General features: G+C 71.1%; 19 protein-coding genes. 8 read left to right on the plus strand and 11 right to left on the minus strand.

Annotated elements, in window-relative coordinates; genetic code table 11:
* Window positions 1-120 precede the first annotated feature (120 nt).
* Window positions 121-1,983, minus strand: a complete 1,863-nt coding sequence (locus ACGFIK_RS00890; RefSeq protein WP_327022124.1) for a hypothetical protein — start codon at window positions 1,981-1,983, stop codon at window positions 121-123.
* Window positions 1,984-2,034: 51 nt separating this feature from the next.
* The gene (hflX, locus tag ACGFIK_RS00895; protein ID WP_327022125.1) at window positions 2,035-3,477 is read right to left on the minus strand and encodes a GTPase HflX; all 1,443 of its coding nucleotides are present in this window, start codon (window positions 3,475-3,477) and stop codon (window positions 2,035-2,037) included.
* Window positions 3,478-3,651: 174 nt separating this feature from the next.
* On the opposite strand from hflX, the gene ACGFIK_RS00900 reads away from it, so the two are divergent.
* The gene (locus ACGFIK_RS00900) at window positions 3,652-5,124 is read left to right on the plus strand and encodes an NAD-dependent malic enzyme (RefSeq protein ID WP_327022126.1); all 1,473 of its coding nucleotides are present in this window, start codon (window positions 3,652-3,654) and stop codon (window positions 5,122-5,124) included.
* Between the two features lie 317 nt (window positions 5,125-5,441).
* Here the strand turns inward: ACGFIK_RS00900 and dapF are convergent, their stop codons facing one another.
* The 3 genes from dapF to ACGFIK_RS00915 are packed head-to-tail and all read right to left on the minus strand — an operon-like array spanning window position 5,442 to window position 7,922.
* Window positions 5,442-6,281, minus strand: coding sequence for a diaminopimelate epimerase (dapF, locus tag ACGFIK_RS00905; protein ID WP_327022127.1), 840 nt, complete (start codon window positions 6,279-6,281; stop codon window positions 5,442-5,444).
* 7 nt (window positions 6,282-6,288) lie between these two features.
* Window positions 6,289-7,203, minus strand: coding sequence for a tRNA (adenosine(37)-N6)-dimethylallyltransferase MiaA (miaA, locus tag ACGFIK_RS00910; RefSeq protein WP_327022128.1), 915 nt, complete (start codon window positions 7,201-7,203; stop codon window positions 6,289-6,291).
* Window positions 7,200-7,922 (minus strand): hypothetical protein, encoded by a 723-nt coding sequence (locus tag ACGFIK_RS00915; RefSeq protein WP_327022129.1) that lies wholly within the window; start codon window positions 7,920-7,922, stop codon window positions 7,200-7,202. Before ACGFIK_RS00915 ends, miaA begins: the two co-directional genes overlap by 4 nt.
* 299 nt (window positions 7,923-8,221) lie before the next feature.
* Between ACGFIK_RS00915 and ACGFIK_RS00920 the strand changes: the two genes are divergently transcribed.
* Both ACGFIK_RS00920 and ACGFIK_RS00925 read left to right on the plus strand, forming a co-directional pair.
* Window positions 8,222-9,430: a DUF349 domain-containing protein gene (locus ACGFIK_RS00920; protein ID WP_327022130.1), complete on the plus strand. Its 1,209-nt coding sequence runs from the start codon at window positions 8,222-8,224 to the stop codon at window positions 9,428-9,430.
* Between the two features lie 438 nt (window positions 9,431-9,868).
* Window positions 9,869-11,305 carry an RICIN domain-containing protein gene (locus ACGFIK_RS00925; protein WP_393337079.1) on the plus strand — a complete coding sequence of 479 codons (1,437 nt, stop codon included), beginning with the start codon at window positions 9,869-9,871 and terminating at the stop codon, window positions 11,303-11,305.
* Between the two features lie 44 nt (window positions 11,306-11,349).
* Here the strand turns inward: ACGFIK_RS00925 and miaB are convergent, their stop codons facing one another.
* Window positions 11,350-12,852: a tRNA (N6-isopentenyl adenosine(37)-C2)-methylthiotransferase MiaB gene (gene miaB, locus ACGFIK_RS00930; protein WP_327022131.1), complete on the minus strand. Its 1,503-nt coding sequence runs from the start codon at window positions 12,850-12,852 to the stop codon at window positions 11,350-11,352.
* A 52-nt stretch (window positions 12,853-12,904) separates the two neighbouring features.
* Between miaB and ACGFIK_RS00935 the strand changes: the two genes are divergently transcribed.
* Entirely contained in the window at window positions 12,905-13,114 is a 210-nt protein-coding gene (locus tag ACGFIK_RS00935) for a DUF2277 family protein (protein WP_327022132.1), read from the plus strand.
* A 90-nt stretch (window positions 13,115-13,204) separates the two neighbouring features.
* Here ACGFIK_RS00935 and ACGFIK_RS00940 read toward each other — a convergent pair whose 3' ends face one another.
* Together ACGFIK_RS00940 and selD are read right to left on the minus strand one after the other, a co-directional pair.
* Window positions 13,205-13,684 carry a hypothetical protein gene (locus ACGFIK_RS00940; RefSeq protein WP_327022133.1) on the minus strand — a complete coding sequence of 160 codons (480 nt, stop codon included), beginning with the start codon at window positions 13,682-13,684 and terminating at the stop codon, window positions 13,205-13,207.
* A 213-nt stretch (window positions 13,685-13,897) separates the two neighbouring features.
* A complete protein-coding gene (gene selD, locus ACGFIK_RS00945; RefSeq protein WP_327022134.1) occupies window positions 13,898-14,887 on the minus strand; it encodes a selenide, water dikinase SelD in 990 nt (329 codons plus the stop codon).
* Window positions 14,888-15,069: 182 nt separating this feature from the next.
* Between selD and ACGFIK_RS00950 the strand changes: the two genes are divergently transcribed.
* The 4 genes from ACGFIK_RS00950 (at window position 15,070) to ACGFIK_RS00965 (ending at window position 18,376) form a co-directional block, all read left to right on the plus strand.
* On the plus strand, window positions 15,070-15,825 hold the full coding sequence (locus tag ACGFIK_RS00950) for an amino acid ABC transporter ATP-binding protein (RefSeq protein ID WP_327022135.1): 756 nt from the start codon (window positions 15,070-15,072) through the stop codon (window positions 15,823-15,825).
* Window positions 15,826-15,884: 59 nt separating this feature from the next.
* Window positions 15,885-16,748, plus strand: coding sequence for a glutamate ABC transporter substrate-binding protein (locus tag ACGFIK_RS00955; RefSeq protein WP_327022136.1), 864 nt, complete (start codon window positions 15,885-15,887; stop codon window positions 16,746-16,748).
* Between the two features lie 81 nt (window positions 16,749-16,829).
* Window positions 16,830-17,504, plus strand: coding sequence for an amino acid ABC transporter permease (locus ACGFIK_RS00960; protein ID WP_327022137.1), 675 nt, complete (start codon window positions 16,830-16,832; stop codon window positions 17,502-17,504).
* Entirely contained in the window at window positions 17,504-18,376 is an 873-nt protein-coding gene (locus ACGFIK_RS00965) for an amino acid ABC transporter permease (protein ID WP_327022138.1), read from the plus strand. Before ACGFIK_RS00960 ends, ACGFIK_RS00965 begins: the two co-directional genes overlap by 1 nt.
* 107 nt (window positions 18,377-18,483) lie before the next feature.
* Here ACGFIK_RS00965 and rny read toward each other — a convergent pair whose 3' ends face one another.
* From rny to ACGFIK_RS00980, 3 genes are all read right to left on the minus strand, one after another.
* Entirely contained in the window at window positions 18,484-20,250 is a 1,767-nt protein-coding gene (gene rny / locus ACGFIK_RS00970) for a ribonuclease Y (protein WP_327022139.1), read from the minus strand.
* 621 nt (window positions 20,251-20,871) lie between these two features.
* Window positions 20,872-21,576 (minus strand): 3-keto-5-aminohexanoate cleavage protein, encoded by a 705-nt coding sequence (locus ACGFIK_RS00975; RefSeq protein ID WP_393337086.1) that lies wholly within the window; start codon window positions 21,574-21,576, stop codon window positions 20,872-20,874.
* A 26-nt stretch (window positions 21,577-21,602) separates the two neighbouring features.
* Window positions 21,603-22,295: a regulatory protein RecX gene (locus tag ACGFIK_RS00980; RefSeq protein ID WP_357530233.1), complete on the minus strand. Its 693-nt coding sequence runs from the start codon at window positions 22,293-22,295 to the stop codon at window positions 21,603-21,605.
* Between the last annotated feature and the right edge of the window lie 5 nt (window positions 22,296-22,300).

Genomic DNA, 22,300 nt, shown 5'->3' on the forward strand with positions numbered 1-22,300 from the left:
TACCGGTGCTGGGTACGCCAGGCACCCTACCGGTGCGGCCAGGTCGGGACGGCCTCGAGAAGCGCCGCTGGCCGTGCCCAGTATCGCCCTGGGCACGCAACGGTGCCGGGCCTCTTCGGGTCAGTACCGGTCGCCCCGGTAGCCGTAGCTGCCGCCGGGCGGTTGGCCGTAGGGCTCGGAGTTGTCTTCGCGGTAGCGACCGGATCGTCGACCCCGATAGTCGTTCTCGGCCGGGCCACCGCCCCGCCGCGGCGGCTCGGCACGTCCTCCACCGCGCGGTGGCTGGGCAGGGCCCCCGCCGCGTGGTGGCTCGGCACGCGCATCACCCCGTGGCGGCTCCGCACGGCCGCCACCCCGTGGGGGTTCTGCGCGGCCACCACCCCGTGGCGGTTCGACCCGTGCACCACCTCGCGGGGGCTCCGCGCGACCGCCGGCGGGCGGCGGTCCGCCGGACCGGGCCCCGCCGCCGTACACCCCGCCGCCACCGCCGCCGGCCGGGCGGCCACCGCCGGGTCGGCCGCCGCTGCCGGGGCCGGCCTCGCCGGCGCGGCCCCCACCGCCGTAGACACCGCCACCGCCCGGACGGGCACCGTTGCCGCCGGCACGCCCCCCGTAGACCGGACCGGAACGGGCCGCCCCGGGGCGTTCACCGTCAGGTGAGCCGCCGCCGTAGACCCCACCGCCAGCGCCGCCGTACACCGCACCGGAGCGGGCGCGGTCCTTCGGCGTACCGTCGTCGCCACCGCGGGTGGGTCCCGGGCCGTCGTCGTCGCGGTTGCCGCCCTTGCCCGCGGGTGGCCGCCGCTTGCGGGCCCGCAGGATGCCGAAGATGCCCGCGCCGACCAGCAACGCGCCGAGCACCCCGACGGAGGCGATCAGGTACGTGATGTCGTCGAGGGTCAACCCGTCCAGGAAGGACTGGCCGGTCGACTTCTTGGCCGCGTCCGGATCCTCGGCCAGGTTTTTCGGGCCCTCCGTGGAGGGGGTGTAGCTGAGGATGTCGACCGGTTCGTCGTCGTCCAGGTGACCGGCGTCGGAGACGGTCAGGAAGGTCTTCCCGTCGGTGGAGTACGAGATCGCCTCGCCGAAGGGGTCGGCCAGGGCGGTGACCCGAGGGGTGCCGTTGGTCAGGGCACCGACGAGGTCGCCGTTCTGGACGTCGTACTCGAAGGCGTCCGCGTAGGTGCGCAGCACCACCCGGGCACCGTCCGGGGACCGGGCGGCACCGGTGATCGCGACCCGCCCGAAGGTGCTCAGGGGGTTCTCGGTGTCCGTTTTCGGCAGGGTGATGTCGCCGAGCTTCTTCATCGGCACCGGCGCGGTGTCACCGGTCTTCAGGGCCCCGTCCGGGGTGAAGATCTCGGCCTTGCCGGCGGTGACCTTGGTAATGATCAGCGGCAGGTTGTCGTCGCCGATCAGCAGGGCCTCGGCGTCGCGGGGCTTGCCGTCCGGGTACGCCAGCCGGTGCAACTTGGGCTGCTCGCTGCCGTTGACCGGCATGCTCCAGACGGCCACCCGCTCGCGGCGCTGCCGGCTGGTGACGTTGTCACCGGTGTCGGCGATCCACAGCTTCTTCTTGTCCGGCGAGATGGCCAGATCCTCGGTGTCGAACGGCCCCGCGCCGGAGTAGCCCACGTCGCGAACGACCTGGCAGTCCTTGTTGAGGTAGAAGACCCGCTTGCGGTCGTCCTGGTCGGTGCTGTCGTTGATCACGATGTACCCGTTGCGGGTGGCCACCAGACCGGACATCTCCCGCAGGCGCGAATCGGTGACCGTGCACTGCTTCTTGCCCGCCTTGGTCAACGGCGCACCGAGGGCCGCCGGCAGGACTGTGCTGGGCGCCGCCGCCCGGCCTGTCACCGCGACGGTCGACGCAGCGGAGGCAGGCTGCGGTACCGGTGCCGCCAGGACGGCACCGGTGACAGTCACGGTGGCCCCGAGCAGGCCGAGTGCCACCGTGACCGGGGAAGCAGTGCGGAGCATGATGGAAGTGTCGCATGCCGGAGGTTTCCGCCGGGTCACGCGGCAGCCGCGTTACCCGGCGGTACGGGCCGTCTCCGCCGTGTCGTGGTACGGGGCCAGTTCGGCCGCCAAGGCCTCGTTGACCCGTACGTGCAGCATCGTGCCCTCCGCCAGGTGGGCGGTGCTGAGCACCTCACCCTGTCGATGGACCCGGGCCACCAGGTCACCCCGGTCGTACGGCAGCACCACTCGCACGTCGACCGCCGGACGGGGCAGCCGCTGCTCGATGGTCGCGCGCAGTTCCTCGATGCCCAGCCCGCTGTGCGCGGAGACGAACACCGCGTCCGGCCAGAGCCGCTTGAGGTGGAGCAGGGTCTCCTCGTCGGCGGCGTCGGTCTTGTTGACCACCAGCAGCTCGGGCAGCCGGTCGGCGCCGACCTCGCTCAGCACCTCCCGCACGGCCCGGACCTGCTCCTGGGGGTCGGGATGGGTGCCGTCGACCACGTGCACCACGAGATCGGCCTCGGCGACCTCCTCCAGGGTCGAGCGGAAGGCCTCGACGATCTGGTGCGGCAGGTGCCGGACGAACCCGACCGTGTCGGAGAGGGTGTAGACCCGCCCCTCGGCCGTGGTGGCGCGGCGGGTGGTCGGATCCAGGGTGGCGAACAGGGCGTCCTCCACCAGCACCCCGGCCCCGGTGAGCCGGTTGAGCAGGCTGGACTTGCCGGCGTTCGTGTAGCCGGCGATGGCCACCGCCGGGACGGCGTTGCGGGAGCGACGCGAGCGCTTGGTCTCGCGTACGGTGCTCATGGCTTTGATCTCCCGGCGCAGCCGGGCGATGCGGTGGCGGATCCGTCGCCGGTCGGTCTCCAGCTTGGTCTCACCCGGACCACGCACACCCACGCCGCCGCCGGCGCCCCCACCGCGACCGGAACCACCGGTCTGCCGGGACAGGGTCTCACCCCAACCGCGCAGCCGGGGCAGCAGGTATTCCAACTGGGCCAGCTCGACCTGGGCGCGGCCCTCCTTGCTCTTGGCGTGCTGGGCGAAGATGTCCAGGATCAGGGCGGTACGGTCGACCACCTTGACCTTGGTCCGCTGCTCCAGATTGCGCAGCTGGGACGGGGACAGTTCACCGTCGCAGATCACCGTGTCGGCACCGGCGGCGAGCACCATGGCACCCAGGTCGTCGACCTTGCCGCGACCGATGTAGGTGGCCGGGTCCGGTCGGGTCCGTCGCTGGATGAGACCTTCGAGCACCTGGGAGCCGGCGGTCTCGGCCAGCGCGGCCAACTCGGTCAGGGAGTTCTCCGCGTCGGCCTGGGTGCCCTCGGTCCAGACCCCGACCAGGACCACCCGCTCCAGCCGCAGCTGGCGGTATTCGACCTCGGTGACGTCCGTCAGCTCGGTGGAGAGGCCGGGGACCCGTCGCAACGCCTGCCGCTCGGAGAGTTCGTACTCACCGGTGGTTGTCTCGATGTCGTCGTTGGGGACGTAGGTCTCCTGGTCTCGCAAGCGCTTCTCCTGTCCGAACTGTTGCTGTACGAAGTAATCCTGTCATGTGGCAACGCTGGTCGCACCCGCTATATGCCCAGCACACAAAGCAGCACAATTGGGGGTGGCTGCCAGAGGCCCAGGTAGAACGGGTAGAAATTCCATGAGCCGTTCGCCGCCGACGGAGGGAATTGCGTGGCCATCACCCGACTGCCCAGTGCTGGATTTTCGATCACGGTCCGTATCGCCGTGCCCGCCGATGCCTCCTCGATCGGTCGACTCACCACCTCGGTGGGCGAGGCGGGGGCCATCGTCACCGCATTGGACGTGGTCGATTCCGACCCCAACCACGTGATCGTGGACCTCACCTGCGACACCGCCGACGCCGGCCACGCCGACCAGGTGGTCGACGCGCTGCGGACCCTCGACGGGGTCGACGTGCGCAAGGTCTCCGACCGCACCTTCCTGCTGCACCTCGGCGGCAAGATCGAGGTGAGCCCGAAGGTCGCGCTGCGCACCCGTGACGAGCTGTCCCGGGCGTACACCCCGGGGGTGGCCCGGGTCTGCCAGGCGATCGCGGACAACCCGGCCGACGCCCGCCGGCTGACCATCAAGCGCAACACCGTGGCCGTGGTCAGCGACGGCTCGGCCGTACTGGGGCTGGGCAACCTCGGCCCGGCGGCCTCCCTGCCGGTGATGGAGGGCAAGGCGGCCCTGTTCAAGCGCTTCGGCGGGGTGGACGCCTGGCCGGTGGTGCTCGACACCCAGGACACCGACGAGATCGTCGCCATCGTCAAGGCGATCGCGCCCGCGTACGGCGGGATCAACCTGGAGGACATCGCGGCGCCGCGGTGCTTCGAGATCGAGGCCCGGCTGCGTGAGGCGCTGGACATCCCGGTCTTCCACGACGACCAGCACGGCACCGCGATCTGCGTGCTGGCCGCGCTGACCAACGCGCTGCGGGTGGTCGGCAAGCGGCTGGCGGACGTACGGGTGGTCGTCTCCGGGGCCGGCGCGGCCGGCACCGCGATCATGAAGCTGCTGCTGCGCCAGGGGGTCGGCGACATCATCGCGTACGACCGCCAGGGAGCCCTGCACCGCGGTCAGCCCGACCTCAACCCGGCCTGGCAGTGGCTGGCCGAGAACACCAACCGGGACGGCTACTCGGGTGACCTGCCCGGGGCGCTGGAGGGTGCGGACGTCTTCATCGGGGTGAGCGCCCCGAACCTGCTCACCGGCGACGACATCGCCCGGATGGCCAAGGACTCGATCGTCTTCGCGCTGGCCAACCCGGACCCGGAGGTCGACCCGCGGGAGGCGCGCAAGCACGCCGCCGTGGTCGCCACCGGCCGCTCCGACCAGCCGAACCAGATCAACAACGTGCTCGCCTTCCCCGGCGTCTTCCGCGGCATGCTCGACGCGCACGCCGAGGAGTTCACCGAGGAGATGGCGCTCGCCGCCGCCCAGGCCATCGCCGACGTGGTCGGCGAGGAGAAGATCAACGCCACCGTCATCGTGCCGAGCGTCTTCGACTCCCGGGTCGCCCCGGCGGTGGCCGCCGCCGTCCGCGCCGCCGCCCAGAACCCCGCCAGCACTCCCCCGCCGGCCGCCGACCCCGGTCCCGCCGACCTCCCCGAGATCGCCGCCAACGCCTCCGCCACCCCCTGACGGGCGGAACAGCCCCCGCGCACCTCAATCGCCCGCGCGCCCAGCCAGGCGCGCGGGCGACGCGTTTCGCTCCCCCTCCTCGTGCAGCCTGAGTCCGCCCCACGCCTCGACCGCCCACCCTCATCCCCACACCCGCGCCCTACGCGGCCCAGGCGCGCGTTTCGCACCCCGGCGCGTCGCATGGCAGCCCAGTGCGGCGCGGCCCGCGCAGCCCAGCGCGTCGATCATGCACTTTCGGTCGGGACAGATGCGACATAAAGGGGCACTTCAGCGACAAAAAGTGCAAGATCGGCGAGGCGGGGCGCTCGGGGGTGGGGCTAGAGGGTGGGGTGGGTGAGGGTGCCGGTGGCGATGAGGAGGGCGGGGCCGGAGAGCCAGCAGGAGTCCGGGGTCAGGGTGACGGTGAGTCGGCCGCCGGGGAGGTCGACAGCCACCGTGCCGGTCTCCCGGGCCAGGTCGCGCAGGGCGACTGCGGCGACGGCGCAGGCGCCGGTGCCGCAGGACAGGGTCTCGGCGGAGCCGCGCTCGTAGACCCGCATCAGCACGTGCCCGTCGACCCCGTCGAGCGGCTCCCCGGCGGCGGTGAACTCCACGTTCACCCCGCGCGGGAAGATCGCCGGGTCGTAGCCGGGAGCCCGGGTCAGGTCGAGACCGGCCAGGTCGAGGCCGGCCGGCAGTGGGCAGACCAGGTGGGGGTTGCCGACGTCCACCGCCGTGCCGCTGAGGGCCAGTCCGCCCAGGGCGGCCGTCGAGGTCGCGTACAGGTCAGGGCGGCGCATCTCGACGGCGATGTCCGCGCCGTCGAGACGGGCCCGCACCAGCCCGGCCCGGGTGGCCACCGGCAGGACACCGTCGACCGGGGTGGCCAGTCCGGTTTCGAGTAGGAAGCGGACGAAGACCCGGGCGCCGTTGCCGCACATCTCCGCGAAGGAGCCGTCGGAGTTCCAGTAGTCCATGAACCACTCGGCGTCACCGGCCAGGCCCGCCCCGTCGGGGTGCTTGGCGGCCCGGACCACGCGCAGCACGCCGTCGCCGCCGATCCCCCGTCGCCGGTCGCAGATCGCGGCCACCAGGTCGGGGGTCAGGTCCAGCGCACCGTCCGGGTCGGGCAGGATCACGAAGTCGTTTCCGGTGCCATGCCCCTTGGTGAAGTTCACCCCTCCATCATCGCGCAGCGTCACCGACGATCCGCAGGGCATCCTCGACCAGGGTGGGCGCGGCCGAGTCCAGCCACCGCACCCGGGGGTCGCGCCGGAACCAGGAACGCTGGCGGCGGACGAAGCGCCGAGTGGCCCGTACGGTGTCGTCGCGGGCCTCGGTCTCGGTCAGCTCCCCGGCCAGCATCCGCAGCACCTGTTGGTAGCCGAGCGCCCGGCTGGCCGTACGCCCCTCGGGCAGGCCCCGCCCGACCAGCCCTTCGGTCTCGGCGACGAGTCCCTCGGCCCACATCCGGTCCACCCGGACGGCGATCCGCTCGTCGAGCAGGGGGGTGTCCAGGTCGACGCCGATCTGCACGGCGGGGTAGTACGGTGTCGGCTCGGGCAGGGCCGCGGTGAACGGAGCCCCGGTCAGCTCGATCACCTCCAGCGCGCGGACGATCCGCCGGCCGTTGCCGGGCAGGATGCCGGCCGCCGCCGCCGGGTCGGCCTCCCGCAGCCGCGCGTACAGGGGTGCCGGGCCCTCGGTGGCCAGTTCCTCCTCCAGCCGGGCCCGCAGCACCGGGTCGGTGCCGGGGAACTCGAACTGTTCCAGTACCGCCCGCACATACAGCCCGGAACCGCCGACCAGCAGGGGCACCCGTCCCCGGGTGAGGATGTCGTCGACGGCCGCCCGGGCCAGCCCCTGGTACTCGGCGACACTGGCCGCCTCGGTGACCTCCCAGATGTCCAGCAGGTGGTGCGGTACCCCCTCCCGCTCGGCGACGGTGAGTTTGGCGGTGCCGATGTCCATCCCCCGGTAGAGCTGCATCGAGTCCGCGTTGACCACCTCGCCGTCCAGAGCGTGGGCCAGGGCGATGCTCAGCGCCGACTTCCCCGCCGCCGTGGGTCCGACCACGGCGAGCACCGTGCCCGGGTTCACTGCCGTTCCCAGTTGGCCACGAAGTAGGCCACTCCGTAGGGGGCGGCGTGATAGCTCAGTTCGCCCCGCCAGCGGCCCCCGGCGCCCCGGGCCGCACCGGCCAGCACCTGCCACGGGGCCCGGCCGGCGACCCGCAGCTGCGCCGAGAGTTCCGGGTCCAGGTCGAGCAGGGCGGCCAGGTCCGCGTCGGCCAGGGCCTCGGCGACCCCGGTGTCGTACGTCTCGGCGCGGGGATCGGCGTAGCCGGGCGCTCCCTCACCCCGGCAGGCCGACCCGTCACCCATCACCAGCAGCGCCCAGTCCGCTTCACCACCGAGGCGGGCGCCGAGTTCCGCGCAGGCGTCCGGGGCGGTCTCTCCCGTCACGGAGTACATGCCCGACACCACAGGGGTGGATTCCGGGCGGGCCCGGCCCAGCAGCCAGGTGCCGATGGTCAGGCTCAGCGGCAGATCGGGACGGCTACCGGCGGGCATCCGACCGAGGGCCGGTTCGACCGGCAGGCCGAAGGAGGCGAGCGAGCCGTGAAAGGGCGGATCGTGACGGAGCGCACAAGGACCATCACCGACGACCAGCACCTCGGCGGCGCCGGAGTCGAGCAGCCGGGTGACCGCGGCGAGGCAGGCCCGACGGAGATCGTCCAATTCCGCGGCGGCGGCACCCGCGACCTCGGGAATCAGCAACGGCGGGTGTGGGCAGACGGCGGCGGCGACCAGTGGCACCCGGCAACCGTATCGGTCCGGCCGGACCGACCATGCACCCCAGGTCACCGCCGTACCCACTGAGCTGGGAGGTCAGTTCCGTGCGGCGCCGGTGCCGCAACAGCCGACCGGCGCGGTGCGGCACGCCGGTCCGGATGATGCCACGGAGTGCCTAGGACACCGTATGGTCACGGTCGGCGATAGGCGCTCGACGCGGACCGGGGCGTACCTGTGACAATGCCCGGAGAAACTTGGCTGCGCCGTGGCGGTGCCCGGGAGAGAGTTCTCCCCAGGGGCACCGGGAGAACGAGGATGGGCACATGAGCGACTGGACTGCCTTCGGACGGGTGGACGCGGACGGCACCGTCTACGTCAAGACCGCCGAGGGCGAGCGGGTGGTCGGATCCTGGCAGGCGGGAGCACCGGAGGAGGGGCTGGCACACTTCGCCCGCCGCTTCGCCGACCTGGTGACCGAGGTGAACCTGACCGAGGCACGGCTCAACTCCGGCGCTGCGGACGCGAACCACTCCCTGGCCACCGTACGACGGATTCGCGCCTCGCTCGCCGAGGCGCACGTGGTCGGTGACATCGACGCGCTGGCCGCGCGGTTGGACCGGCTCGCCACGGTGGCCGAGGAGAAGGCCGGCGAGGCCAAGGCCGCCAAGGAGGCGGCCCGCAGCGAGGCCCTGGCCCGCAAGACCGCGCTGGTGGAGGAGGCGGAGAAGCTGGCCGCCGAGTCGACCGGTTGGAAGACCGCCGGTGACCGGCTCAAGGAGATCCTCGACGAGTGGAAGACCATTCGGGGGGTCGACAAGAAGACCGACGGTGAACTCTGGAAGCGGTTCGCTGCCGCCCGGGACGGGTTCACCCGTCGTCGGGGTGCGCACTTCGCCTCCCTGGACCAGCAGCGCAAGCAGGCGCAGACGGTCAAGGAGGAGCTGGTCGCCGAGGCCGAGAAGGTCAAGGACTCGACCGAGTGGGCCTCGGCCGCCAACCAGCTCAAGGAGCTGATGAACCAGTGGAAGGCCGCGCCGCGTGCCTCCAAGGAGGCCGAGCAGCGGCTGTGGGAGAGGTTCCGGGCCGCCCAGGACGCCTTCTTCACCCGGCGCAGTGAGGTCTTCTCGGCGCGGGACAACGAGCAGCGCGCCAACCTGGAACGCAAGCAGGCGCTGCTGGCCGAGGCAGAGGCCCTCGACATCGAGGGTGACCCGAAGGGTGCTCAGGCCAAGCTGCGCGAGATCCAGGCGCAGTGGCACGAGGCCGGACGGGTACCGCGGGAGGCGGCTGCCGGGCTGGAGCGCCGGCTGCGTGCGATCGACGAGAAGGTCCGCGAGGTGATGGACTCGGCGTGGCGTCGGACCAGCCGGGAGGACAACCCCCTGCTGGCCCAGATGCGGGCCCAGGTCGCCGAGGCCGAGGAGCGGCTGAGCCGGGCTCAGGCCGCCGGGGACGCCCGCCGGATCAAGGAGGCGGAGCAGGCCCTCGCCTCCAAGCGCCAGTTCCTCGCCCTGGCGGAGCAGGCCGGCTGAGTCACCGCTTGCGAAAAGCCCCCGGTTCCGCCTGGAACCGGGGGCTTTTTCGGTTGTCGCGCCCCTGGTCACGGCGATGTTAACGTTCGACATTTACATCGACGTCGATCTGTGATTATCTGAGGAAAGCGGTTGCCCTTTCGGGCTGGGCATGGGAGCCGTTTCCGACCAGTTCCTCCGACGGCAGGGCGCAACTCTGCGACCGCCACCGGCATCGCTGCCGCTGGGCACGGCAGCCTCCGATGTCGGGGCGTACCCCTGCCGACCACACGCCGATGACGCCTCCAGGCGTACGCCGCGACGCTCCACCACCATCCATGGTCGTTGCGGCCACCCGCGTCACGGACCCTGCGCCGCCGGTGCCGGCAACTGGTCTGTGCCGCCCTGACGCGCGTCGTCCGACCCGTTCCGCGTACCCAGAGGATGAGGAGATTGACCGTGCTTGCACTCGTCACACGTCGCCTGACCCGGCGACTGGCGGTCATGGCCGCGACGGCGGTCGTACTGCCCGCGGCGGTGGTGGCGGTGGCGGTGACCCCCGCTTCGGCGGCCACCGTGGACACCAGCGCGCAATACGTGTTCGTCAACCGCAACAGCGGCAAGGCGATGGATCTGTGGAACTGGTCCACCGCCGACGGCGGGGAGATCCGGCAGTTCACCCGTGCCGACGGCAACAATCAGCAGTTCCAGTTCGTCGACGTGGGCAACGGCTACTACCAGCTGCGCAACCGGCACTCCGGCAAGGTCGTCGCCGTCCCGAACTCCAACGACGGCGTGCAGGTCACCCAGGTCACCGCGAGCAGCGACACCAAGCAGCACTGGCGGCTCGCGGACTCCGCCAACGGCGACGTCCGGTTCATCAACCGGCACAGCAGCAAGGCCCTGGAGGTGTGGCAGTGGTCCACCGCTGACGGCGGGATGGTCTCGCAGTACGCGGATCTCGACGGCGCCAACCAGCGCTGGCAGCTGATCCGGCTGGGTGGTGGCGGCACCACTCCCCCGCCCAACCCCGCCCCGCAGACCGGGCTGGTCGGCTGGGCCACCCAGAACGGCGGTACCACCGGCGGCGGCAGCGCCGGCACCACCACGGTCACCAGCGCCTCGGCGCTGACCAGCGCGTTGAACTCCAGCAGCGCGGCGGTGATCCGGGTCTCCGGCACCATCAACTGCTCGGGGATGCTGCGGGTACGGTCCAACAAGACCATCCTCGGCAACGCGGGTGCCACGATCGTCGGCTGCGGCTTCACCATCAACGGCGACCGCAACGTGATCATCCGGAACCTGACCTTCCGGAACTGGGGCGACGACGCGATCAACATCGAGCAGTCGGCCACCAACATCTGGGTCGACCACAACACCTTCAGCAGCGGCTACGACGGTGCGGTCGACATCAAGCGGGGGTCGGACTTCATCACCGTGTCCTGGAACCGGATCTTCAGCCACGACAAGGCGATGCTGCTCGGGCACAGCGACAGCAACGGCAGCCAGGACACCGGCAAGCTGCGGGTCACCTACCACCACAACTGGTTCGACGGCAGCAACCAGCGCAACCCGCGGGTCCGCTTCGGCAACCCGGTGCACGTCTACAACAACTTCTACAGCAACGTACGCGGCTACGGCGTGGCGTCCACGATGAACGCCGGGGTGCTGGTCGAGGGGAACTACTTCGAGAACACCCCGGACCCGTTCCACCGGGGTGAGGGCGACTCCGGTCCGGGTTCCCTGGTGGCCCGCAACAACCACTTCGTCAACTCCGGCGGCGGGCAGTCCGGCGGCAGCGTGGCCGGCATCCCGTACGGCTACAGCCTGGACAGTGCCAGCAGCGTGAAGTCGATCGTGACCGGCGGCGCGGGCGCCGGTCGGATCTCGGTCTGACCGTACGACGGTCGGGGTCCGGTTTCCACCGGGCCCCGACCGGTTCAGTGTGAGACGGCGCAGCCGGTCGTCGGCGCGGGCGCTGGGGCCGGGGCACCGATGGTGGGCAGACCGAGCAACACCCCGGGGGTACGCGTCGCACGCCCCGCCTCGGCCGCGTCGCCGGCCCGGGTCCGCCGATGCGACAGCGGCTCCCCGTCGGCGTTGAGGTGATGCGGTGCGGCGTAGGTGACCACGGTGTGCACGATGTCCCCCGGGCGGATCGCCCCGGCGTACGACCCGGCGTCGAAGTGCACCAGACGCCCGTCGCGGGCCCGCCCGGACAGCCGGCCGGTGCGCTCGTCCTTGCGGCCCTCCCCGACGGCCACCAGGACCTCCACCGGCTCGCCGACCAGCTTCTTGTTCTCCGCCCAGGTGATCTCCTCGACGCAGGCGATCAGCCGCTCGTAGCGCTCCTGCACGACCTGCTTGGGCAGTTGACCGTCCATGGTGGCGGCCGGGGTGCCGGGGCGCTTGGAGTACTGGAAGGTGAAGGCGGAGGAGAACCGGGCCGCCCGGACCACCTCCAGGGTGCGCTCGAAGTCCGCCTCGGTCTCGCCGGGGAACCCGACGATGATGTCGGTGGTGATGGCCGCGTCCGGCATCGCCGCCCGGACCTTGTCGATGATGCCGAGGTACCGCTCGGCCCGGTAGGACCGGCGCATCGCCCGCAGCACGTCGTCCGATCCGGACTGCAACGGCATGTGCAGCGAGTGGCAGACGTTCGGGGTCTCCGCCATCGCGGCGATCACGTCGTCCGTGAAGTCCTTCGGATGCGGGCTGGTGAACCGGACCCGCTCCAGCCCGTCGATCTCCCCGCAGGCCCGCAGCAGCTTGCCGAAGGCGTACCGGTCGCCGAACTCCACCCCGTAGGAGTTGACGTTCTGCCCCAGCAGGGTCACCTCCAGCACACCCTCGTCGACCAGGGCGCGTACCTCGCTGAGGATGTCGCCGGGGCGTCGGTCCTTCTCCTTGCCCCGCAAAGACGGCACGATGCAGAACGTGCAGGTGTTGTTGCAGCCCACCGAGATCGACACCCAGCCGGCGTATGTCGACTCCCGCCGGGTCGGCAGGGTGCTCGGGAAGACGTCGAGGGATTCGAGGATCTCCACCTCGGCGGCGGCGTTGTGCCGGGCCCGCTCCAGCAGCACCGGCAGCGACCCGATGTTGTGGGTGCCGAAGACCACATCGACCCAGGGCGCCTTGCGGACGATGTCACCCCGGTCCTTCTGGGCCAGGCAGCCACCGACCGCGATCTGCATCCCCGGATGCCGGTCCTTGACCGGACGCAGATGACCGAGGTTGCCGTACAGGCGGTTGTCGGCGTTCTCCCGGACCGCGCAGGTGTTGAACACCACCACGTCCGGGGAGTCCTCGGCCTCGCCCGCGCGGATGTAACCCGCCTGCTCCAGCAGGCCGGAGATGCGCTCGGAGTCGTGCACGTTCATCTGGCAGCCGTAGGTGCGTACCTGGTAGGTGCGCGGGCTGCCCGCCGCTGCGGTAGTCATGACATGCACAGCGTATCCGGCACCCTGTGGTCGGACGGAACTAGGAGGAGCCGTGTGCCGAAGCATCAAAACCCTGCGTGAGCCGTACACCCCGGAGGTCACCGACGCGGACGTGCAGGCCGCGGCGTTGCAGTACGTCCGGAAGATCTCCGGTTTCCGCGCCCCGGCGGGGCACAACGCCGCCGCCTTCGACGCCGCGGTGACCGCCGTGGCGGCCGCCACCCGCACCCTCCTGGACGACCTCGTCGTCCGCGGCCGGTGAGCGACGGCCCCTTGTCGCCGCTCAGCCGGCCGGGTGCGCTCAGGGTTGGCGCTCACCGGCTGGGTGGTGCTCAGGCGGCCTGGGTGAGGCTCAGGCGGCGGCCAGGGCGGGGTTCACCGAGTCCGGGGCCCAGCGCGACCGGTGGCAGCGCGACCAGCCCCGGCACCGGGGGTCGGCCTCGGTGCACAGCCGCCGGTCGCTGAGCACCTCGCCCTCGTCGGTCTCCCGCACGTCGAAGTGCACCGGGCGGATGCTGCCGTCCGGTGCGACCAGCAGGTGCCGGGTCTCGTCCAGGGTGTCGTCCCGCAGCAGGCAGTTGCGGTCCAGCAGCCGGGCCAGTGCCGCGATGCTGGGCAGCTCGGGCAGCCCGTCCGGGACCCCGTAACAGTCCACGATCGTGGCGAACTCCCCGGGCGCCTGCCACACGTCGCAGACCACCGCGTACGTCGGCAGTCGCGCCGGGTCGGCGACGGCCAGGGGCATCACCACCCGACCGAGCGCATCGGCCAGTGCCGGGTAGACCTCCACCGGTCGTACCTGGTCGATTCTCCAGTTCCACAGCTCGGTCATGCCGCCTCCTCGCTGTGCTCGTCCCAGGGGCCTCGGGAGCGGGCCCTACCCACGATGGTGGGGGGCATTTGCCCTCAGGCGGGGGCAAGTTACCGGTCTGTGACCATTCTGGGCAATTTTCCCCGAGGCACCTCGCTGTGAGTATCGGGAAGGTGACAGATTATCGGGTATCGCGCGCGGGGGTAAGCACGGCACGCCGCAGCCCGCACCACCTCAGCGCAGTACGACCAGGTGCTCGCCGCGCGGTAGCAGCTCACCGATCACGGGTGCGCCCGGAATCTCCCCGGCCACCAGCAGGCCGCCGGAGGTCTGCGCGTCGGCCAGCAGCAACCGGTCGATCTCCCCCGCCGCCGCCAGGTCGGTCCAGGGAGTGACCCACTCCAGGTTCCGGCGCGAGCCACCGCTGACGTACCCCTCCCGGGCCGCCTCCCGGGCACCGGCCAGGTACGGCACCCGGTCGATGTCGATGGCCACCGTCAGCTCGCTGGCCCGGGCCAGCTTGGAGGCGTGGCCGAGCAGGCCGAATCCGGTCACGTCCGTGCCGCACCGCACCCCGGCCGCCACCGCCGCCTGGGCCGCCTCCCGGTTGAGGGTGGTCATCGCCGCGACCGCCTCGGGGAAGGTCTCCCCGGTGTTCTTGTGCCGGGTGTTGAGCACCCCCACACCGAGCGGCTTGGTCAGCGACAGCGGCAGTCCGGCCCGCCCCGCGTCCAGGGTGATCAGTTCCTCGGGGCGGACCAGCCCGGTGACCGCCAGGCCGTACTTCGGGCCGTCGTCGTCGACGCTGTGCCCGCCGGCCAGGTGACAGCCGGCCTCCCGGGCGACGTCACGGCCGCCACGCAGCACCTCCCGGGCCAACTCTAGGGGGAGCACCTCCCGGGGCCAGCAGAGCAGGTTGAGGGCGACCAGAGGGCGGCCGCCCATCGCGTACACGTCCGACAGGGCGTTGGTCGCGGCGATCCGGCCCCAGTCGTAGGCGTCGTCGACGACCGGGGTGAAGAAGTCCGCGGTGCTCACCACCCCGGTGTGCGGGTCCAACCGGACCACGGCGGCGTCGTCGCCATGGTCCAGTCCGACCAACAGATCCGGCGAGCTGACGGCCGGGCCCAGCCCGGCCACCATCGCCTCCAACTCACCCGGCGGAATCTTGCACGCGCATCCGCCACCCCGGGCGTACCTGGTCAATCGCACCTGCTCTGCCACCCTCCCATGATCTACATCACCGCCCGAAATCGCCACCAGGAGCGGGCAATTTCGGACGCTGGGACGCGATCCGCCAGGGTGTTACCGCCTCGTGACCATCTGAGTTGTGTTCAGCCACGTCAGCCCGCCTACAGTGGCCGTCATCCGGGGGTCGACCGACCCCGAAAGCAACGAGGGGGACGGTGGACGACGTGACGACGGGCGAACCGCTCATCGTGCTGGATTCGGTCAACAAGTGGTTTGGGCCGCTGCACGTGCTGAACGATGTCTCGCTGTCGGTGGGTCGGGGCGAAGTGGTCGTGGTCATCGGCCCGTCCGGCTCCGGCAAGTCGACCCTGTGCCGCACGATCAACCGACTTGAGCCGATCAATTCCGGCACCATCACCTTCGACGGGCAGGAACTGCCGGCGGAGGGCAAGGCACTGGCCAAGCTGCGCAGCGAGGTCGGCATGGTGTTCCAGTCGTTCAACCTCTTCGCGCACAAGACGATCCTGGAGAACGTCACTCTGGGCCCGATCAAGGTGCGCAAGGAGAAGCCCGCCGCGGTACGCGAGCGGGGCCTGGCCCTACTCGACCGGGTGGGCATCGCCAACCAGGCCGACAAGTTCCCGGCCCAGCTCTCCGGCGGGCAGCAGCAGCGGGCCGCGATCGCGCGGGCGCTGGCCATGCAGCCCAAGGCGATGCTCTTCGACGAGCCCACGAGCGCCTTGGACCCGGAGATGGTCGGCGAGGTGCTGGACGTCATGACCTCGCTGGCCCGCGAAGGCATGACCATGGTCGTGGTCACCCACGAGATGGGCTTCGCGCGGCACGCCGCCAACCGGGTCATCTTCATGGCCGACGGCAAACTCGTGGAGGACGCTACTCCGGCGGAGTTCTTCGCCAACCCGCGTAGCGAGCGCGCCAAGGACTTCCTCTCCAAAATCCTCACGCACTAAACCCCTTAGCGGAGTGTGCCGTGACCCGGCAGGCTCCCATTCCAGAAGGAGAAACACCTATGCGAATGAAGCGCATGGCGGCCGTCGCCGCCGCTGCCGGTCTCGCGGTCACCATGGCCGCCTGTGGCGGCGACAGCGACGAGGGCGGCAGCAGCACCGGCGCCACCGGCATCGTCGGCAAGGCCGAGAGCCAGAAGAAGCTGGTCATCGGCGTCAAGGCCGACCAGCCCGGCCTGGGTCTTCAGACCGGCAGCCAGTACGAGGGCTTCGACATCGAGATCGGCAAGATCATCGCGAAGGGCCTCGGCGTCGACGCGGGCAACATCGAGTGGAAGACCACCGTGTCGGCCAACCGTGAGCCCTTCATCGAGCAGGGCACCGTCGACCTGGTGGTGGCGACCTACACCATCAACGACGAGCGCAAGCAGAAGATCAACTTCGCTGGCCCGTACTACATCGCCGGCCAGGACCTGCTGGTCAAGTCCGACTCCACCCTGACCGGCCCGGACCAGCTGGCCGGCAAGACGGTCTGCTCGGTCAGCGGCTCGACCCCGGCCAAGCGGATCCAGGAGAACTACCCGGACGCTCGGCTGCAGCAGTTCGACTCGTACTCCAAGTGCCTGCCGCTGCTCGACGGTGGCCAGGTTGACGCCGTGACCACCGACGACATCATCCTCGCCGGCTACGCCGCGCAGGACCAGTACGCCGGCAAGTTCAAGGTCGTCGGCAGCACCTTCTCCGACGAGCCGTACGGCATCGGCCTGAAGAAGGACGACACCACCGGCTGCGAGAAGATCAACGAGATCCTCAAGGCTGCCGCCGCCGACGGTAGCTACAAGGCCGCCTGGGACACCACCCTGGGCAAGAGCGGCACCCCCGCGCCCGAGCTGGACACCACCAAGCTGACCCACTGCGGCGCATGACCGGTACCGGAGCCGGCATCCCGCGTGGGTGCCGGCTCCGGCCTGTCACCGGCCGCCAACACGTGCCCCGGGAGCCGAAGCATGCACGTATTCACTGATCCGAAGAACTTCGACGCGTACGTGTCGGGTTTCCTCTGGATCCTCAAGCTGACCGGCGCGTCAGCGGCCACCGCGCTGGTGCTCGGCGTGTTGCTGGCCGCGATGCGGGTCTCCCCCGTACCCGTACTGCGCGGCTTCGGCGCAGCCTGGGTCAACATCTTCCGTAACACCCCGCTCACCCTGGTCGTCTTCTTCTGCTACTTCGGCCTGTTCGTCACCCTCGGGCTGAGCCTGTCGCAGGATCTGGACCTCAACGTCTTCTGGCTCGGCGTGATCGGCCTGTCGACCTACACCTCCGCGTTCGTCTGTGAGGCGGTCCGCTCCGGCATCAACACCGTGCCGACCGGGCAGGCCGAAGCGGCCCGGGCCATCGGGCTGACCTTCGGGCAGACCCTGCGGATCGTGGTCCTGCCGCAGGCCGCGCGTTCGGTGATCGCGCCGTTCGGCAGCATTCTGATCGCGCTCTGCAAGAACGCCACGATCGTCGGCACCATCGGGTTGATGGAGTCCTCCAACGTGATGAAGGACCTGATCAACTTCAACGGTGACGCCGTCATCCAGATCTTCCTGGTCTTCGCCGGCACGTTCGCCGCGCTCCTCATCCCCACCGGCTACTTCTTCGGCTGGCTGGCCAACAAACTGGCGGTGAAGCGCTGATGAGCACCAGCAGCGTCCTCTACGACCACCCGGGGCCACGCGCCAAGGTGCGCAACACCGTGCTCAGCGTGGTCTTCGGTGTCGCCCTGCTCGGGCTGGTCTACTGGATCTACACCAAGTTCGACCAGGCGAACCAGTTGGAAGCCTGGCTGTGGAAGCCGTTCACCGAGCCGAAGACCTGGACCCAGTTCATCGTGCCGGGCCTGTGGGCCACCCTGAAGGCGGCCGGGCTGGGCATGTTGCTCTCCCTGGCCTTCGGCATCATCTTCGCGGTCGCCCGGCTCTCCGACCACCGGTGGATCAGCATTCCGGCCGGTGCGATCGTGGAGTTCTTCCGGGCCGTACCCCTGCTGTTGATGATCTTCTTCATCTTCTACGGCCTCCCGTATGTGATCGACGGGCCGGTGACCGCCTTCTGGGCCGTGGTGATCGGTCTGACCCTCTACAACGGGTCGGTGCTGGCCGAGGCCTTCCGCGCCGGCATCCGGTCCCTGCCGGGCGGCCAGGCCGAGGCGGCGTACGCGATCGGTATGCGCAAGACCCAGGTCATGCAGCTGATCCTGATCCCGCAGGCGGCCCGGGCCATGCTGCCGATCATCGTCAGCCAGCTGGTGGTGCTGCTCAAGGACACCGCACTGGGCTACATCGTGGCCTACCCCGAGCTGCTCCAGCGGGGTGTCAACGACCTCGCCGCCAACTACGGCAACATCATCCCGGCGGCGATCGTCATCGCGGTGATCTACATCATCATCAACTCCCTGCTGACCGCCTTCGCCGGTTGGCTGGAGCGCCGCACCGCCACCCGCCGGGCGCGCAAACCGCGTAACAACCAGGCCCCGACCAACGCCACCACGGTCGAGCCGCAAGGCTGAGCGAACCTCGACGTACGCGACAGGGCCGGCCCATTCGGGCCGGCCCTGTCGTTTCTAGTCTGTGGGGGTGTGCCCCGCCGCAGCGCTGCGGCGGCCGGGCCCCTCGATCAGCGGGCGATCTCGGTTACCCGGGACTCGCGGACCACGGTCACCCGGATCTGACCGGGATAGGTCAGCTCCTCCTCGATCTGCTTGGCCACGTCCCGGGCCAGCACCGCCGCGCCGATGTCGTCCACGTCGTCCGGCTTGACCATCACCCGGATCTCCCGGCCGGCCTGCATGGCGAAGACCTTCTCCACCCCGAGCTTGCCGGCCGCGATCTCCTCGATCCGCTCCAGCCGCTTCACGTACGCCTCCAGGCTCTCCCGCCGGGCCCCCGGCCGACCCCCCGAGCAGGCGTCCGAGGCCTGGGTCAGCACCGCCTCGACGGTCTGCGGCGGCACCTCGTTGTGGTGCGCCTCGATGGCGTGCACCACGTCCTCGCTCTCGCCGTACTTGCGGGCCATGTCGGCGCCGATGATGGCGTGGCTGCCCTCCACCTCATGGGTGAGTGCCTTGCCGATGTCGTGCAGGAAGGCCGACCGCTTGATCAGTGGCACGTCCAGGCGCAGCTCGGCGGCCATGATGCCGGCGATGTGCGCGGTCTCCACCAGATGCTTGAGCACGTTCTGCCCGTACGAGGTGCGGTAACGCAGCCGCCCCAACAGGGTCACCAGCTCCGGGTGGATCTCGGTGATGCCGACCTCCACCAGGGCGTCCTCGGCGGCCCGCTGGCACAGCTGGTCCACCTCCTGCCGGGCCAGCTCGTGCACCTCCTCGATGCGGTGCGGGTGGATCCGCCCGTCCAGCACCAGCTTCTCCAGGGTCAGTCGACCCACCTCCCGGCGTACCGGGTCGAAGCAGGACAGCAACACCGCCTCGGGAGTGTCGTCGATGATCAGGTTGACCCCGGTCACCGACTCGAAGGCCCGGATGTTGCGGCCCTCCCGGCCGATGATCCGGCCCTTCATCTCGTCACCCGGCAGGTGCAGCACACTGACCACGCTCTCGGCGGTCTGCTCACTGGCCACCCGCTGGATGGCGTCGACCACGATGTGCCGGGCCCGCTGTTCCGCGGTCGAGCGGGCATCCGACTCGATCTCCCGCACCAGCAGCGCGGCCTCCCGCTTGGCCTGGCTCTCGATGGACTCCACCAGCTCGGCCCGGGCGGTGTCGGCGGTCAACCCCGCCACCCGCTCCAACTCGCGCCGCCGCTGGCTCTCCGCCTCGGCCAGTTCCGCCTCCCGGACGGTCAGGGCGGCCTCCCGGGCGGCGAGCGTGGCACTGGCCGCGGTCAGCTGCCGCTCCCGCTCGGCCAGTCGCTCCACCTCCTCGGTGTGCATCCGCTCCCGCTCGTCCATCCGGGCCGCCCGCCGCTCCACCTCGGCCGCCTGCTCCCGGGTGGTCGCGGCGAGCACCGCCACCTCCCGCTCACCGCTGCGCCGGGCCGCCGCCCGCAACTGCTCGGCGTCCGCCTCGGCCTGCTTGTGCGCCCGTTCCAGCACGGTGTCCGCCTCGGCCCGGGCGTCGTCGAGGACCCGCCGCGCCTCCGCCCTGGCCGCCTTGGCCTCAGCCCGGGCCGCCGCCGCCTCGGCCCGGGCCGCCGCCGCCGCGGACTTCGCCACATCGATGGTGCTGTTCGCCTCGTCGGCGGCCGTCCGGAGCGCGGCCAGGGACTGCTCCTGGCGGTCCTTCTCGGCGATGTACGCCGGATCCTCCGGCACCGGTCGCGTCTGTAGCCCGCGCAGCACTCGCGCCCCGAAGACCGCCGCGGCGAGCACCACCACGGTCAGCACCAGCACGACGATCAGGAGTACGACGTCCAGGGCCCTCATGCCGGCACCCCGCCCTGTCGAAGGGCCGCAGAGCCACACCGGTCAGCACCCGGCCGCAATACCGGATCATCCGGGTGCCCGGAGCTCTGCTCATCCTCGTCGGCGGCGCCGGAGTCCGCGCCGGCCCGCCCGCCACGCTCGCTCATGCCGGCCATCCGGTGAACCTCTGTCGCCCCGCCATGGCGCGCCTCCCCTGAACGTCGCGCCGTAGGAGCCGCCGGTGGGCGTGCTCCTACGGCTCTGGACGCCCGACCGGAGCGCAGGCCGCGGATAGCTCTCCCTGCCGACGGTCCGTGGGGACCCTCGGCAGGCCAGGTGCAGTTGTCGCCTCGGCCCCGGACCGGCCTGTCCGAAGCTGGCGTCAGTGGCCGTTGACGCTGGCCAAAGTGATGCTGTTCTGTTACGCGATCTATGTTGTGCGCTTAGCCTGCGCTTGGTCGGGCAATGTGAGCCTTTATGGCGAGGCTAGGTCTCCGAGGGCCTCCGGTCAAGAAGTCATGATCAAACCACCCGGACGGAGCGAAGTTGCGTCGTGACGCTGCGCTGATCACGAGTCGGTCAGAGCGACACAATCGAGACGATTATCGACCCGGATCCCCGGCCCCCGGCCCAGCGGCCCGGTCAACCGGCCCCCAGTGCCGTGGCGGCAGCCACCAGAGCGGCGTTGTCCGGCGCCGGCGACCCGTCCGGCAGCCACAGGGTGTCCTCCAGCCCGATCCGGGTGGCCAGGCCCCGCCGGACCGCCTCCGCCAACACCGCCCAGACCCCGGCACCCTCGGCGTGCAACAGCACCCCAGGCCCTCCCGGCGGGAGCGCGTCGAGCATAGCGGCCGCCTCGGCCAGGGCATCGTCCGGCGCGGGCGCCATGCACTCCACCAGCACCCGGCCGACCGGCACCCGCCAGCCGAGGTAGGCCTCGACCGCCGGGGATGTCCAGAGCCCGGCCTCCACCATGACCCCCCGCTCATGCAGGGCCCGCGCCACCGCCTCCGCCCCGGGCTCGTGCGCGTTGACCGAGGCGAAGTCGGGCAGCACCGGCCAGGACTGCACCGCCGCCACCCGGGCCTGCGGATCCGGTTCCATCCACGCCCCGGTGCTCACCCCCACCGGCAGGCCTGGCACCGCCGCGCGGATCGCCACCAGGGCATCGGCGACGACCTCCGGCCGCAGGGACTCCACCCCCTCGGCGGTACGCGGATGAACATGCACCGCAGCGACCCCCAGCCCGGCGCACCGGGCCGCGTCGGCCGCCAACTCGGCAGGGCTCAACGGTAGGGCAGGATGGCTGTCGCGGGCACGGTTCCCGTTGAGGCACCCCTGCAACATCCTCGCGCCTCCTGTCGGCCCGGCGGTCACCCCTCGGTGTCGGCCAGGGCGTCCGCGTCGATCTGCTCGGCGAACTCGGCCGCCTCGGCGCTCTGCGCCGCCAGGGCCTCCTTGACCGCCCGGATCGCCACCCCCGGCGGGTAGCCCTTGCGGGCCAACATGCCCACCAGCCGCCGGAACACCGCCTCCGGCTCACCCCGGACGGTACGCAGCTTCCGCTGCACCAGAGCCCGGGCCGTCTCCGCCTCCGTGCTCTCGTCCAACTCCTCCAGGGCCGCGCTGGCGGTGTCCCCGTCCACCCCGCGCTGCCGTAGCTCGTTGGCCAGGGCCCGGCGGGCCAGCCCACGACCGGAGTGCCGACTGCTCACCCAGGCCCGGGCGAACGCGGCGTCGTCGATGATGCCTACCTCGTCGTACCGGTCGAGAACCTCGCCGGCGGTCTCCTCGGAGATGCCCCGCCGGGCCAGGGCGGTGGCCAACTCGGCGCGGGTGCGGGGGCGCACCGCCAGTTGCCGCAGGCAGATCTCCCGGGCCACCTCGGCCTCGTCCCGCCCGGCGGCAGCCACCTGGTCGGCATCGTCCCGCCCGGCGGCACCAGGGCCCGGTGTGGACTCGTCGCCGGAGGTGCGGCGGCCCCGGCGCGGACGCGGTGTGGAGTCACCCGTGCGGGGCGGACTGGCATCCCAGCCCCGCCCCGTACGGGCACGTCGTCCAGCCACTGATC

Origin of the sequence: Micromonospora sp. NPDC048871, assembly GCF_043198155.1 — a bacterium.
Classification (GTDB): domain Bacteria; phylum Actinomycetota; class Actinomycetes; order Mycobacteriales; family Micromonosporaceae; genus Micromonospora.

Coding starts and splice junctions, on each gene's coding strand:
- ACGFIK_RS00890 (WP_327022124.1), bottom strand. CDS start 1,983: ATGCTCCGCACTGCTTCCCCGGTCACGGTGGCACTCGGCCTGCTCGGG.
- ACGFIK_RS00920 (WP_327022130.1), top strand. CDS start 8,222: ATGAGCGACTGGACTGCCTTCGGACGGGTGGACGCGGACGGCACCGTC.
- miaB (WP_327022131.1), bottom strand. CDS start 12,852: ATGACTACCGCAGCGGCGGGCAGCCCGCGCACCTACCAGGTACGCACC.
- ACGFIK_RS00940 (WP_327022133.1), bottom strand. CDS start 13,684: ATGACCGAGCTGTGGAACTGGAGAATCGACCAGGTACGACCGGTGGAG.
- ACGFIK_RS00955 (WP_327022136.1), top strand. CDS start 15,885: ATGCGAATGAAGCGCATGGCGGCCGTCGCCGCCGCTGCCGGTCTCGCG.
- ACGFIK_RS00960 (WP_327022137.1), top strand. CDS start 16,830: ATGCACGTATTCACTGATCCGAAGAACTTCGACGCGTACGTGTCGGGT.
- ACGFIK_RS00965 (WP_327022138.1), top strand. CDS start 17,504: ATGAGCACCAGCAGCGTCCTCTACGACCACCCGGGGCCACGCGCCAAG.
- rny (WP_327022139.1), bottom strand. CDS start 20,250: ATGAGGGCCCTGGACGTCGTACTCCTGATCGTCGTGCTGGTGCTGACC.
- ACGFIK_RS00975 (WP_393337086.1), bottom strand. CDS start 21,576: ATGTTGCAGGGGTGCCTCAACGGGAACCGTGCCCGCGACAGCCATCCT.